The sequence below is a fragment of the Amycolatopsis sp. NPDC051758 genome (assembly GCF_044453095.1).
Classification (GTDB): domain Bacteria; phylum Actinomycetota; class Actinomycetes; order Mycobacteriales; family Pseudonocardiaceae; genus Amycolatopsis.
Genome location: NZ_JBITCJ010000002.1, coordinates 467,990 through 480,682, shown reverse-complemented (window position 1 = coordinate 480,682; position 12,693 = coordinate 467,990). Strand labels below are relative to the sequence as shown.

The following is a 12,693-nucleotide window of genomic DNA, read 5'->3' as shown; positions in this document are numbered from 1 at the left end:
GTTCGTTGTCGTTCAAGTGCAGCTCTGACAACTCAGTGAAGTTGCGAAGCCACTCGGGAACCACAGTGAGACGACAGTCGCCGATGCCCAGCATGCGAAGGCTCGTCATCGAGCCAACCCAATCTGGGACCCCATTCAGCCAGTTACCACTAACATTCAACCTGGTCAGATTAGAGAAATGTTCGAGAACGGGTGGCATCACAGTGAGAATGTTATTCTCTAACCGGAGTTCTGTCAGCTTGGTAAGAGTTATGAGCCAGTCGGGGAGTTCCCCAAGAAGGTTGTTATCCAACCGAAGGGACGTGATGTCCGTCAACTTCGGAAGGGAAGTAGGGAGATCACGAAGCCAGAGCCCACTAAGATCAAGAGAGTCTGATCGCGCAGCTAAGGCGTTTTCGATTCGCTGCTCTGCCTCGCGAAGTCCATAAGCCATCGGTCAATTCAAGCACATCACGAACCGCTAGACTAGCCACCGAGACTCACCTGCTCACGTTGGTCACGACTCGGGGTGACGCTCACCCAGGAAAGGACCTGCATAGCGCCACTTCAAGACCCTCTGTTGCACTGGTCGCCGAACGTGGCACCACTGAACAAGTTGATCAATTGCCTAAGGTCAATGACGCTGCCGAGGGCGGTCGCGACCTGCCAGCTGCTGACGTGGCTGGCGAAGAAGGGACCAGCCGCCGGGATCGTGCTCGTACTCGCCACGCAACGGCCGGACTCGAAGACGATCCCGTCCGGGCTGCGGGCGGTGCTCGGGTCGCGGTTCGCGCTGCGGGTGATGGACTGGCGTGACTCGAACATCGTGCTCGGCGAGCAGATGAACACCCGCGGTTTCGACTCGTCCAGGCTGTTGCCCTCCCACAAGGGCGTTGGCATCCTGCGGCCGGACGGCGACACGGCGGCCGGGGCCGACGTGCTGGCTATGACGGTCCGGACCTTCTACATGCCGAACGAGGACTGGCGGACTATCTGTGAGCAGGGCCGGGCGTTGCGCGGGGCGGCCGGGACGCTGACCGGGCACGCGGCCGGACAGGACGCGACGCCGGTGCTCGACCACTCTGCGGCAGTCAAGGCAATCGGTGCAAGTCATCCCGTTGACGCGGTTTCGTCGCCGGGTGAGCTGCCTGAGCTGCCTGAGCTGCTCGCGTCGCTCGTCGAGTACCTGGGCGACGACCTGGGCCCGGATGGCAGGGAGTTCATGCCAACGGCTGAGCTGCTGGGCGCTCTGGAGATCGACCGGAAGACGTTCGCGCAAGAGATGACCGACCTGGGCTGCCGGCCGACGCGAGACCGCGTCACCGGCGAAGACGGCGAGGTTCGGCAGGTCCGCGGGTACTTAACGGCTGAAATCAGGAACGCCATCGGTCGCTCAACCACTGACGCTGGCATGACGGACGAGGACGGCCGACCATGAGGGCCACTCGTTCCGAAGAGTCGCAGATCCGGGTTATCCTACCTGCGGGATTGCCTGAACTGACGCCTGCTGTCGCGCGCGCATTGCTGGCCGTTCTGATCGAGGTTACTGAGGTGCCGGTGCTGGACGCGCCAGCAGAGGAGGTGAACTGTGACAGCTGAAATCATCAGCGATCCGTGGGCAACGCTGGATGACATCCTGGGCCTTGAGGTCGCCGACTTAGCAGACGACGGGATCGGGGCATTGGCCGCCTACGGCCGGTGCTCGACCGAAGACAAGCAGGACCCGGAGACCTCGCGCGGATGGCAGTTCGGGAACGCGCGCAAGTTCGTCGAGACGCTCGGCGGGCAGATCGTGGCGGAGTTCTTCGACGTCGGGCAGTCACGGTCCGTCCCGTGGGAACGGCGAACCGAGGGCGCACGACTGCTCGCCGAGTTGAAGAATCCGCGCCGCGGATGGGACGCGATCGTCGTCGGCGAAGGCACTCGGTGTTGGTTCGGCAACCAGTTCTCGCTTATCGCACCGAAGTTCGCCGCCTACGGAGTTGATCTGTGGGTGCCGGAACTAGGTGGGGAGTACGACGCGCGGAACCCATCGCACAAGATGCTGATGAGCGTGCTCGGCGGAATGAGCGAGTCCGAACGCCAGCACGTTCAAGCACGCGTCCACGCGGCAATGGACGCGCAGGTGATTAACGAAGGACGGCACCAGGGCGGGCGGGCGCCGTACAACTACGTCGTCGACAGCGGTCCGCATCCAAACCCGCGGAAAGCTGCGGAAGGGTTCAAGCTGCGGGTGCTGGCGATCGAGGAGACGACGGCGGACGTGGTGCGCCGGATCTTCACCGAGTACCTAGACGGAAACGGCGATCGCGTGATCGCCAACCTCCTGAATCGGGATGGCACTCCCTGTCCCTCCGCGCATCGGCGGGACCAGAACCGGCACCGGCTCGCCGACGGCTGGCAAGGCAACTCGGTGCGGGCGATCCTGGATAACCCGCGATATACCGGTTACGCGATCCTCGGGCGTTGGACGAAACATGAGACTTGCTCGACCCCGAGGACGTCGCCGCGGGCCACTTAGTGCGATTCAAGCGCGCCACTCCCGACCGGATCATACGGTCGCGCGAGCAGGCACACCCGGCGATCGGGTCCGTCGAGACGTTCACGCAGCCTCAGCTACTGCGCCGGTCGAAGTCGGCAGGCGGGTTGAAGACGGCGCGCAAGGCCGAGCGGGGAGCCCGAAAGACCGCACGGTCGTACCTGCTGCGCGGTCTGGTCCGATGTGGAGTATGCGGCCGGAAGATGAAGGCGCCACGATTCGGAAGGGCGCCTACTACCGCTGCACCTCGCGAAAGATGGCCCCGGGCTCGCAGAAGCTGGAAGATCACCCGAAGACGGTCAACCTCCGCGAAGGCGTGGTCGTCGAGGCGCTCAACGGATGGCTCCACGAGCTGTTCCGTCCAGACAACCGCGACCAGACGGCAGCCGCGCTACTCGGGTCGGACGGGAGCAAGGCCGGCGGTGGTCCGCTGGAGGCGGCGCGGAACCGGCTGGCGGACGCAGAGGCACGGCTTCAGCGGTATCTAGCCGCGATCGCGGCCGGCGTCGAGCCCGAAGCGCTCGTCGACCCGATCGACCAGGCACAGGCGGAACGAGCCGCCGCAAAAGCACAGATCGAGAGCGTTCCAGCCGACTCGACGGTAAGCCGCGCCGAAATCTACGCGAGGATCGATGCACTCGGCGATGTCTGCGGCACCCTGGCCGACGCAACCACGGCTGGCATGAGCCGCCTGTACCGTGCTCTCAACCTGGAGCTACGCTACGAACCAAAAGAGCTGGCCGTCTATGCGACGACCAGTTCGGGTGTAGATAGTGCGTGTGTCCGAGGGGGGACTTGAACCCCCACGCTCGTTAACGGTGGGCGATCGTTCAGGCTGCTGCGCAGACCGAGTGCGGATTCCGCACCGCTTGGATTCTCGAGTCTATATCTAGGGGTGCTAGCGCAGTGCCTCCTTTGCGCCTTGGGTCACTGCTTCCGCCACTGCTGCCAAGGCTGGTGAATCGAGCTTCCACTGCTGCCAGTACAGCGGCACGTCCGATGGGCGGTCCGGAGCCAGGTCCACCAGGGCGTCGCCGCGGGGGGTCGCTTGGATTTCTGGCACCATGCCCCACCCGAGGCCGGCGGTTACTGCGTCTACGAATGACTCTGAGGCTGGGATGTGGTGGCGTACCAGGGTGAAGTTGCGGCGGCGGGTCAGGGCTCGGAGGAAACGGTCCTGGAGGTCGTCTTTTCGGTCGAACACGATCACTGGTGCCTTGGGGAGGGATGTTGGGAGGGGAGCTGAGGAGAGCCAGCGTGCGATGAACGCCGGGGAGGCCATTGCCCGGTAGCGCATGCGGCCCAGGCGGTGGGATGTGCAGCCTTGGACTGGGTGGGGGGATGCCGTCACCGCTGCCATTACGAGGCCTTCGCGGAGTAGTTCGGATGTGTGATCCTGGTCCTCTCGCTGCAGGTCGAAGCAGAGGGAGAGGGACTCGGAGACTTGTGCGAGGGCTGGGAGGAACCACGTTGCCAGGGAGTCTGCGTTCACCGCTATCGAGAGCGTGCGAACTGACGTTGAGCCCAGGCCTAGCTCGGAGAGAGCGTCCTGCTCCAGCTGGGCTAGGGAGCGGGCGAAGCGGACCAGGACCTGGCCGGACGAGGTTAGGGAGACTGGCTTGGTGCGGAGTAGGAGTACTCGGCCGGTGCGTTGCTCCAGTGCCTTTACTCGCTGGCTGACTGCGGACGGTGTTACGTGCAGGACCGCCGCTGCGGCGTCGAAGCTTTGCTCGTCCACTACGGCCAGCAGGGTTCTGACCTGGTCCAGTGGGAGGTCTGACATCATGAACGCTAATGTTACGTAAGAATCTTTAGCTGGAGTAATCCTGGGGGACGGTCATACCGTGGCGGGGTGCTCCCTCTGCTTGTTGCCGGGTTCGGAACCGGGCTCTCCCTGATCATCGCCATCGGCTCTCAGAACGCCTTCCTGCTGCAGCAGGGGCTGCGCGGGGGAGCCGTGGCGCCGCTCGTTGTCATCTGTGCTGTGTCCGATCTCGTGCTGATCGGGCTTGGGGTCAGTGGGATCGGGGTCGTGCTGAAGCAGTGGCCGACGGCGATTGGGGTTGTTGCTGCGGGGGGTGGGTTGTTCCTGCTTGGCTATGGCGCGCTTGCGGCGCGGCGGGCGTTTCGGCCGTCGGTCATGACCGTGGGGGAGGAGCGGACGCCGTTGCGGAAGGCTGTGCTTGCTTGTTTTGCCTTCACTTGGCTCAATCCGCACGTCTATCTCGACACCGTGTTGCTGCTCGGGTCGGTCGCCGTTGCTCATGGGGATGGGCGGTGGCTCTTCGGCCTTGGGGCCTGCATCGCCAGTGCTGTGTGGTTCAGCGCTCTTGGCTTCGGCGCTCGGCGGCTGGCCGGGGTGTTTGCCCGGCCGGCCGCGTGGCGTGTCCTTGATGTGCTGATCGCGGTGATCATGACCGCGCTGGGGGCTAGCTTGCTGCTGAGTCACGTCTAGGCGGGCTTACCAGAGCTGGCCTCGCTCCGCGGCGGGTGGGCGTTCCAGCTCCAGCAGGAACTGCTTGCGCTTCAGGCCGCCCGCGTATCCGGTCAGCTTGCCGTTCTTGCCGACTACGCGGTGGCACGCCACCAGGATGCTCAAGGGGTTTCGGCCCACTGCCGCGCCGATCTCGTGCGGTAGGCCGCCGACGGCTTGGGCGAGGTCGCCGTACGTGGCTGTCTGGCCGTACGGGATCTTTGTGATCTCGGCCCAGACTGCGTGATCTGAAGCAGGTCCGTCGGCGCGCATGGTGATGTCGAACTCGGTGCGTTGGCCGGCGAAGTACTCCTTCAGCTGTCGGATCGCTTCCGGGAATGCCGTGTCGTCGCGTGTGCCGAACGTGGAGCGGTCCGGGCGTGTCCAGTGGTGGGGGAAGTACAGGCCGGTGACCACCTCGTCCTCGCCGACGAGGGTCAGCGGGCCGATCGGCGAGTCTACGATCGTGTGTTCCATCAGTCCTCCCAAGTGCTGCCGTCTGCCTGGGCGCCACGTACGCCGGGCAGCCGGAAATCCGCCAGGGCGGCGGTAAGTATTGTCCGATGTGGACTCCAGGATGTTGACATCGTCAGCCGCCGCGCCATTCCGGCCCAGCCGGCCGGAGTTGCGCTGACGACCCAGATGTCCGGTTCCGGTTCCGCGAACCGGCGGGCCTGGCGCAGCCACGACGCCGCCGTCTCCGGCCACGTCACCGTTGCCAGTACCAGGCCGCCCCATGCCGAGGCGATCCGCGCGCCGTCAGCGCGGGACACCTGGTCGGTTGCGGTGCCGATCACGATGTGCCGGGCTGGGCCGATCAACCGGACCAGCGCCTCGAGTTCCGCCGCCGTCATGTTGCGTCGTGGAAGACGAGGCCCAGGGTGTGCCGACGGCCCGAGCGGACCGCTGAGACGCCGTGGCGCACCGGGGCCGCTGACCAGCCGCGGGCTGAGCGGACCGGGCGGTCGCGGGTGGTGAACACCAGCCCGTGACCCTGGGGGATGAGTGTTGCCGTGCCGCGGGACTGGGCTCGCGGACGTTGCTCGACGAGCAGGAACTCGCCGCCGGTGTGGTCGGTGCCCGGGTTGTTCAGGTTGATCACGACCTGCAGCGGGAACACCTTGTCGCCGTAGAGGTCGCGGTGCAGCGCGTTCCAGCCGCCTGTTTCGTAGCGCAGCAGGATCGGTGTCGGACGCCGCTGGCCGGCGGCGTGGCAGATGTCCAGCCATTCGTCCAAGGTGGACGGCCATTCCGCTTCACGGCCGAGGCGCGCGTGCCAGTCCTGCGCGATCGGCAGCAGCCGCGGGTAGAGCGCCTGACGTAGCTGCTGCACCGGCTCCGGGAACGGCTCGGCGAAGTAGTGGTAGTCGCCGTTGTCCCCGAACCGGTGCCGTCGCAGGTTCACCGTCGCCCGGAAGTGCGACGGTTCGTCCCAAAGCTTGACCAACTGGGCGCACTCGGCCGGGGTGAGCAACTGGGGCAACAGCGCGCAGCCGTAGTCGTCGACCTCGGCGGCCACGGCAGCCCAGTCGGCCGCCGCGACCCGGTTTTCGTAAGTGCTCATACCCGGTAGACGTCCGGGCGGGGCGAAACGTGAGATCGGGTGATCTTCGCCGGGCGAACCGGGAAGCTGCGCGTCAGCCTCCGCTGATGATCGGAAGCCGGCCGTGCCGCGGCGTCATCGCCGCCGTGATCGTGGTGTCACTGGTGATCGAGCTGCTACTGCTGTTCACCGGCGGTGCCGACGCCAACGCAGGCCAGGCAGACACCTCGCGGTCCGGTCGACCCGGTGGCGAGGTGTCTCCGTCGGCAGGGAGTGAGCGCCGTCGACGGAAGGCTCAAGCCGCTTCCAGCGTGAGCAGCACCCGCTTCGCCTCTTCGCCGCCGGCGTACTGGCCGTACGAGCCGTCGGAGCGGACTACCCGGTGGCAAGGCACCACCACCGGCAGTGGGTTGAGCGCGCAGGCCGTTCCCACCGCGCGGACTGCCTTCGGGCTGCCTGCGGCCGCCGCCACCTGGGAATAGCTCTCCGTGTGGCCGTAGCCGATTTCCGGTAGGTGCTCTAGCACCGAGAGGCGGAAGCCGCGGGCCAGGCGGAAGTCGAGGGGGACGTCGAACGTCTGGCGGCCGGCGGTGAAGTACTCGTCGAGCTGGCGGGTGACCGTCTCGAGGCGGGCGGGGGCGCGCAGGATGCGGGGGCTGATCGCCTCGGCGAGCGCGGCCAGCACCGCGTCGTGGTCCTGGCGGTCGAAGGCCACCTTGACCAGGCCCCGCTCGGTTGCGGCCAGCAGCAGCGGCCCGACCGGGCTGTCGAGGGTGCGGTAGGCGACGTCCAGCAGGCCTTCGCGCTCGGCGGCCGCGGTCAGCCGCTCGTGGAGGCGGTGCGGGTTGAGCTCGTACTCCACCGGGAACGACGCGAAGATGTCCGTCATGAGTGCGCTCCTTCCAAGCTGGCGGGATAGATGGCCCGCAAGGCCTTGATGCCGTCGGCGGCCGCTCGGCGGGCGGCGTCGGTGCTGCCCCCGGTGATCTCCGCGATTTCGCGGTAGGGCAGCCCGGCCACGTAGTGGTAGGCGACGGCGGTGCGCTGCTTGTCCGGCAGCCGGGCCAGCGCGTCCCACAGGTCGCCGTCCCACGCTTCCGCGCGGCCCGGCCGATCCGGGACGTCGCCGATCGGGACCGGCCGGCGAGCCTGCGCGCGGGTGACGTCGATGGCCTTGCGGTGCGCGATCGTGACGAGCCACGCCTGGACGTTCGCCTCGGCGGGCAGCTCGGGGTAGGCCTTCAGCGCCGAGAGGAAGGTCTCCGACCAGGCGTCTTCGGCGTCGGCGGGGCCGAGCACGGCCCGGCAGACCCGGAGGACCATCGGCCCGTGCTCGGCCACGATCTGCTCGAACGGTTTCACGATCACACCTTGTAGACGCTCCCCACGCCGAAACGTGAGATCGAGTTTGTCACGGGATCGCGCTTCCGCTGACGACGGTGGCGCCGAGCTCCTCGGAAGTGTGCACCCGCGTGCGCAACCCGGCCGCGGCGAAGATCTCCGTGGCGATCGGGGCCTGCCGCTCACTCGACTCCACCAGCAGGACGCCGCCCGGCGCGAGCCAGTCCGGCGCGCCCGCGGCGACCCGGCGGGCGAGATCGAGGCCGTCCGCGCCGCCGTCGAGGGCACTGAGCGGCTCGTGCAGCCGGGCCTCCGGCGGCATGGTCGAGACGGCGTCCGACGGCACGTACGGCACGTTCGCCAGCAGCACGTCGACGCGGCCGCGCAGAGAGCCGGGCAGCGCGTCGTAGAGGTCGCCCAGGTACACCTGGCCGGGAACGTTCACGCGGGCGCACTCGACGGCCGCGGGTTCGACGTCGGCGGCGTGCAGCTCACGCGGAGGCATCGCCGCGGCGAACGCGGCGCCCAGCGCGCCGGAGCCGCAGCACAGGTCGAGGACCACCGGGTCCGGCGGCGCGAGCGAGACGGCGACGTCGACGAGGAACTCCGTGCGGCGCCGCGGCACGAACACCCCGGGCCGGACGGTGATCCGCAGGCCGTGGAACTCCGCCCAGCCGAGCAGGTGCTCCAGCGGCAGCCCGGCGACCCGGCGCTCGACCAGCGAGTCCAGCTCGGCGGACGTCGTCGCGGCGGCGAGGAGCAGGTCCGCCTCGTCCTCGGCGAACACACACCCGGCGGAGCGCAGCTTGGAGACGACGGCGGAAAACGTATCGGGCACGGGTCACCGTACCCCGGGGATCAGCCCTGGACCTGCACTGCGTCACCGACGTTCAGCCCGTCGAAGAACGCCGCGGCGTCGGCGTTGTTCAGGTGGACGCAGCCGTGTGACGGCGCGTCCAGCGGGCCTTCGTGGAAGGCGATGCCGCCGGCGGCGAAGAACACCGAGTACGGCATGTTCGTGCCGTAGCTGCTGCTGGTGTGCTCGCGGTCCTTCCACGCGACGCGGAACGAGCCGGCGGGGGTCGACTGGTCGGGCGGCCCGAACCCGGCGGGGACCGGGCCGCGCACGACCTGGCCGTCCCGCAGCAGCCAGGCCAGCCGCAGCGACAGGCTCACACACGCGCCGGTGGTGACGGCGCAGGTCGGCGCGGGTGGAGGAGGAGCGGCGGTCGGCGTGGACGTCCTGGTCAGTGGCGCCGGCTCGGCGATCGGGCTCGGCGTCGTCGTGCGCGGCGCCGAACACGCCGCCGTGACCAGCACCAATCCCAGCAGGGTCGCCACCCCGGTTCTGCGCATCCGTCGTCCCCTCTTCACCAAGGTCCTTCCGGGAGCAGTACGGCTGAGCGGCCCCGGAGGTTGAGCCGGGGCGTGCACCCGGGTTGTCCCTGCGTGCAGCTCGGCTACCGCGGCGGGTACCCGGACGGTCAAGGTCGAACCCATGACCAAGCTGAGCGCCGAGCAGATCGCCCGGCACGCCTACGAGGCCGGGTTCCGCGGCCAGGGCCTGACCACCGCGGTCGCGGTCGCGCTGGCCGAGTCCGGCGGGCGGACGACCGCGCACAACGCCACGCCGCCGGACAACTCCTACGGCCTGTGGCAGATCAACATGCTGGGCGCGCTCGGCCCCGAGCGGCGCCACCAGTACCACTTGAAGTCGAACGACCAGCTGTTCGACCCGGACACCAACGCCCGGGTCGCCAACAGCATCTCGAGTGACGGGCACGACTTCACGCCCTGGTCGACGTACACGAACGGCGCCTACAAGGACCACCTCACGGCCGCCCGCAAGGCCGCCCAAGACGTCACGAAGCACCACGGCAAGCCGCATGCGCAGTCCGGCAGCGGCGGTCAGCCGCTCCGCGTGGACGACGCCGTGTTGCACGCCTACGTGAAGCGGACCCGGCACGTCGCCGACACGCTCGGCAGCGCGACCGGGCAGCTGCGGGACGTGCGCGAGATCGGTCACGAGAGCTTCGGCAAGATCGGCAAGGAGTCGGGCTTCGCCGACGCGCTCGCCGGCTTCGGCCTGGCGCTGCAGAAGCAGGTCAAGGGGGTCGGCGCGCACGCCGACGGGCTGGCCTCGGCCGCGCAGAAGGCCGCGAAGTCCTACCGCGACCACGAGACGGCCACCGCCGCCGCCCTGAACGACCACGCCCGACGGAGCTGACATGGACACCACCGCGCTCGCGCGCTCCTTCGCGAAGGACCTCATCGCGCACCGCAACAAGCTCGCCGGGAAGGCCGAGGACGCCGTCCGTGCCGAGTTCGCCCTGCACCAGGTGGCCGGCGCGCTGGACGGCCAGCACGACGCCTACCACAAGGAAAGCACCACCGTGCTCGGCCACTGGCACGGCCAGGGCGCCGACGGCTTCCGCCACACCAGCGCGAAGCTCACCAAGGAACTGCGGGTCACCGGCGCGGCCGGCGCCGCGGCCGAGAAGGTCGTCGCCCACGTCGCGTCCACAGTGGACAGCGGGCACACGGCCGTGCAGCGGCTGGTCGACGAGTACACCACCAAGGCGAAGCAGATCCTCGACGCCGGCGCGGCCACCGGGACGCAGGCCGCGCTGATGCGGGCCGTCGGGAGCGTCGCGGACCTGGCTCCGCAGTACACGCGTCAGTCCGCGTCGACGCTCAGGCACGTCGACGCAGAGCTCAAGGCAGCGGCGAAGAAGCTGAACGAGCTGCGGAAGGACCTGACCCACGACGGCGTCGCGGACAAGGCCGCGCCGGCGCACGCGAAACAGCCGCACGGCACGGGAACCCACCCGAGCAAGGCGTCCGGACGCGGCAAGGACGTCGTCCACGCCGCGCGCACGCAGCTCGGCGTCCGCGAGAACCCGCCCGGCAGCAACCGGAACCCGTACGGGCCGACCGCCGCGTGGTGCTCGTCGTTCGCCACCGCGATGTGGCGCAAGGCCGGGGTGAAGATCCCGGTCCTGCCGTTCAGCGGCGACGTCTACCACTGGGGCCAGCAGAACGGGCACGCGTACGGCAAGAACTCGCTGCACCAGGCACGCCCGGGCGACGTGCTGATCTTCGGCACCGGGCCGCAGAACACCTCGACGAGCACGCACATCGGCATCGTCGAGAAGGTCGAGGGGAACCAGGTCACGATGATCGAGGGCAACTCCGGGGACGCCGTCCGCCGGAACACGCACACGCTCTCGGCGTCGACGTTCTACGGAGGGGTCCACCCGTGATCACCGGAAAAGCCGCCGACCGGACGGTCGCCGTGGAGGTCGCGCCCGGCGGGGCACTGCAGGAGCTGACGCTCGAGGCGGCGGCGTTGCGGCTGGAGCCGGACGAGCTCGCCCGCCGGATCCTGGTGCTGACGGCGGCCGCGTCGGCCCGCGCCACGGCGTCGCTCTGGCACACCTTGGACGACGGGTTCGAGGGGCTCGGCCTGCCCGAACCGGGGGAAGCCGCGGAAGAGACCACACCGGAAAGCTGGCGGGCCCAGTGAACGCGGAGCGCACGGCGGTGGAGCTGGCCGACGACGCGTTCGCGGCCCCCGACCCGGGTTTCGGCGCCCGGCTGGCCGCGATCCGTGCTCGTGCGGCGGGTGACGGGGTTTCCGTGCTGGTCGATCTGCACGGAGCTTTGGTCGATCTGCGGTTCGACCGGTGGGCGCTGAACCGGTCGCCGGGGGAGCTGGCGGGGTTGGTCCGGCGGCTGGCCGAGGAGGCCGCGGGTGACGCGCTGCGGCAGGGGCGGGAGCTGCTCGGGGATCTGCTGCCCGCGGACGCCTCACCGCACCGCGCGGACGGGCCGCAGATCCGGCCGCGTCCCGTCGAGCCGCAAGAGTGGTCCGAGGGGCCTGAGATCCGGCCGCGACGGCGGGCCGAGCCCCAGGTTTGGGCCGGTCCGAAGATCCGGCCGAGCGAGCCCGGAGACGACTCCTTCACTCCGGCGACCTGGGCGACCTGACTTTCCCGTGAAAGTCCCGGTCAGCAGGCGTTGTCGACCAACCGGGTGATCCGGTCCGCGAGCCACCCGCCGTCCGCGGGCGTGACCATCACCCACGGCTCGCCGCCGACGTCCTCCGGTGTCACGGCGTACCGCCCGGCCGCGGTGTCGAACCAGGCCAGCACCGGGGTGCGGCCCGCGGGACCGGTCGCGGCCAGCTGGCCCGCGGCGTACCGCTCGGCGGTGACGAGCGTGGCGAGCGGCCGCACGGCCCGGCCGGTGATCCCGGCCGCGCCCAAGGCTCGCTCGAACGCGTCGTAACCGCTGCGTGCGTAGGCGTCCATCGCCGTCGAGTACGTCGTACGTGGGAGCCGCAGCTGGTCACCCGGGCCCGGTGGCTGGTCGCCGAGCATCCGCGCCACCGCCGGCACCAGGTCGGCCGGGCGCAACGGCTCCAGCACCAGGTCACGCTCGTCCAGCACGGCGAGCACCCCGGACGCGTCCCGCACGGCGGCGAGCAGCCGCCACGGCGCGTCGCCGAGCACCAGTGCGTCGACGCTCAGCGTCGGCGAACCCAGCAGCCCGAACAGGTCCGCGAGGTCCGGGTCGACGTCGTCGCCGTCGGTCAGCCCGGCCTCGGCGAGCCCCGCGAACACGCGGACACCCAGGTCGTCGCGCTCGGCGTGGGTGGCGCCGTGCGCCGGCACGTCGAACGGGTGCGGCGGCGGCCCGCCCGGCCCCAGGTCATCCCAGAGGAGATCGAATTCCAGATGCGACAGGATCACTCCCGCCGTCGTCGCGGTGCGGCGCGCCATGGTCCCCCTTCCCGTGGTGGGCGGCCGCCGTCGG

General features: G+C 69.1%; 17 protein-coding genes and 1 pseudogene. 8 read left to right on the top strand and 10 right to left on the bottom strand.

Annotated features, from left to right (window positions below; all coding sequences use genetic code 11):
* A partial coding sequence (locus ACIA5G_RS11495; protein ID WP_395922531.1) for a leucine-rich repeat domain-containing protein occupies positions 1-316 on the bottom strand: 316 nt, incomplete at its 3' end.
* A 330-nt stretch (positions 317-646) separates the two neighbouring features.
* Between ACIA5G_RS11495 and ACIA5G_RS11490 the strand changes: the two are divergent.
* The 3 genes and pseudogenes from ACIA5G_RS11490 to ACIA5G_RS11480 all read left to right on the top strand — a co-directional run.
* A pseudogene (locus tag ACIA5G_RS11490) lies at positions 647-1,417 on the top strand (cell division protein FtsK); the annotation flags it as partial.
* 150 nt (positions 1,418-1,567) lie between these two features.
* Positions 1,568-2,500 carry a recombinase family protein gene (locus ACIA5G_RS11485; protein ID WP_395922530.1) on the top strand — a complete coding sequence of 311 codons (933 nt, stop codon included), beginning with the start codon at positions 1,568-1,570 and terminating at the stop codon, positions 2,498-2,500.
* A 208-nt stretch (positions 2,501-2,708) separates the two neighbouring features.
* On the top strand, positions 2,709-3,317 hold the full coding sequence (locus ACIA5G_RS11480; protein WP_395922529.1) for a hypothetical protein: 609 nt from the start codon (positions 2,709-2,711) through the stop codon (positions 3,315-3,317).
* A 99-nt stretch (positions 3,318-3,416) separates the two neighbouring features.
* Here ACIA5G_RS11480 and ACIA5G_RS11475 read toward each other — a convergent pair whose 3' ends face one another.
* On the bottom strand, positions 3,417-4,304 hold the full coding sequence (locus ACIA5G_RS11475; RefSeq protein ID WP_395922528.1) for a LysR family transcriptional regulator ArgP: 888 nt from the start codon (positions 4,302-4,304) through the stop codon (positions 3,417-3,419).
* 66 nt (positions 4,305-4,370) lie between these two features.
* Here ACIA5G_RS11475 and ACIA5G_RS11470 point away from each other — a divergent pair, with 66 nt between their 5' ends.
* Positions 4,371-4,973, top strand: a complete 603-nt coding sequence (locus ACIA5G_RS11470; protein ID WP_395922527.1) for a LysE/ArgO family amino acid transporter — start codon at positions 4,371-4,373, stop codon at positions 4,971-4,973.
* Positions 4,974-4,979: 6 nt separating this feature from the next.
* Here the strand turns inward: ACIA5G_RS11470 and ACIA5G_RS11465 are convergent, their stop codons facing one another.
* The 7 genes from ACIA5G_RS11465 to ACIA5G_RS11435 form a co-directional block, all read right to left on the bottom strand.
* Positions 4,980-5,468 (bottom strand): methylated-DNA--[protein]-cysteine S-methyltransferase, encoded by a 489-nt coding sequence (locus ACIA5G_RS11465; protein WP_395922525.1) that lies wholly within the window; start codon positions 5,466-5,468, stop codon positions 4,980-4,982.
* Positions 5,468-5,845, bottom strand: coding sequence for a hypothetical protein (locus tag ACIA5G_RS11460; RefSeq protein ID WP_395922524.1), 378 nt, complete (start codon positions 5,843-5,845; stop codon positions 5,468-5,470). The genes ACIA5G_RS11465 and ACIA5G_RS11460 overlap by 1 nt, the downstream gene beginning before the upstream one ends.
* Positions 5,842-6,555 carry a 2OG-Fe(II) oxygenase gene (locus ACIA5G_RS11455; RefSeq protein WP_395922523.1) on the bottom strand — a complete coding sequence of 238 codons (714 nt, stop codon included), beginning with the start codon at positions 6,553-6,555 and terminating at the stop codon, positions 5,842-5,844. Before ACIA5G_RS11455 ends, ACIA5G_RS11460 begins: the two co-directional genes overlap by 4 nt.
* Positions 6,556-6,829: 274 nt before the next feature.
* Positions 6,830-7,423, bottom strand: a complete 594-nt coding sequence (locus ACIA5G_RS11450; protein WP_395922522.1) for a methylated-DNA--[protein]-cysteine S-methyltransferase — start codon at positions 7,421-7,423, stop codon at positions 6,830-6,832.
* On the bottom strand, positions 7,420-7,902 hold the full coding sequence (locus ACIA5G_RS11445) for an RNA polymerase sigma factor (RefSeq protein ID WP_395922521.1): 483 nt from the start codon (positions 7,900-7,902) through the stop codon (positions 7,420-7,422). Before ACIA5G_RS11445 ends, ACIA5G_RS11450 begins: the two co-directional genes overlap by 4 nt.
* A 43-nt stretch (positions 7,903-7,945) precedes the next feature.
* Entirely contained in the window at positions 7,946-8,713 is a 768-nt protein-coding gene (locus ACIA5G_RS11440; RefSeq protein WP_395922520.1) for a putative protein N(5)-glutamine methyltransferase, read from the bottom strand.
* A gap of 20 nt (positions 8,714-8,733) precedes the next feature.
* Positions 8,734-9,231, bottom strand: a complete 498-nt coding sequence (locus ACIA5G_RS11435) for a L,D-transpeptidase (protein ID WP_395922519.1) — start codon at positions 9,229-9,231, stop codon at positions 8,734-8,736.
* A gap of 142 nt (positions 9,232-9,373) precedes the next feature.
* On the opposite strand from ACIA5G_RS11435, the gene ACIA5G_RS11430 reads away from it, so the two are divergent.
* Genes ACIA5G_RS11430 through ACIA5G_RS11415 form a run of 4 tightly spaced genes read left to right on the top strand, consistent with a single transcriptional unit; the run spans position 9,374 to position 11,865 of the window.
* Entirely contained in the window at positions 9,374-10,102 is a 729-nt protein-coding gene (locus ACIA5G_RS11430; protein WP_395922517.1) for a transglycosylase SLT domain-containing protein, read from the top strand.
* 1 nt (position 10,103) lies between these two features.
* Positions 10,104-11,138: a CHAP domain-containing protein gene (locus ACIA5G_RS11425; RefSeq protein ID WP_395922516.1), complete on the top strand. Its 1,035-nt coding sequence runs from the start codon at positions 10,104-10,106 to the stop codon at positions 11,136-11,138.
* Positions 11,135-11,401, top strand: coding sequence for a YbaB/EbfC family DNA-binding protein (locus tag ACIA5G_RS11420; protein ID WP_395922514.1), 267 nt, complete (start codon positions 11,135-11,137; stop codon positions 11,399-11,401). Before ACIA5G_RS11425 ends, ACIA5G_RS11420 begins: the two co-directional genes overlap by 4 nt.
* Positions 11,398-11,865 carry a hypothetical protein gene (locus tag ACIA5G_RS11415; RefSeq protein WP_395922512.1) on the top strand — a complete coding sequence of 156 codons (468 nt, stop codon included), beginning with the start codon at positions 11,398-11,400 and terminating at the stop codon, positions 11,863-11,865. Before ACIA5G_RS11420 ends, ACIA5G_RS11415 begins: the two co-directional genes overlap by 4 nt.
* Positions 11,866-11,885: 20 nt before the next feature.
* Here the strand turns inward: ACIA5G_RS11415 and ACIA5G_RS11410 are convergent, their stop codons facing one another.
* Positions 11,886-12,659, bottom strand: coding sequence for an ESX secretion-associated protein EspG (locus ACIA5G_RS11410; RefSeq protein ID WP_395922510.1), 774 nt, complete (start codon positions 12,657-12,659; stop codon positions 11,886-11,888).
* Positions 12,660-12,693 lie beyond the last annotated feature (34 nt).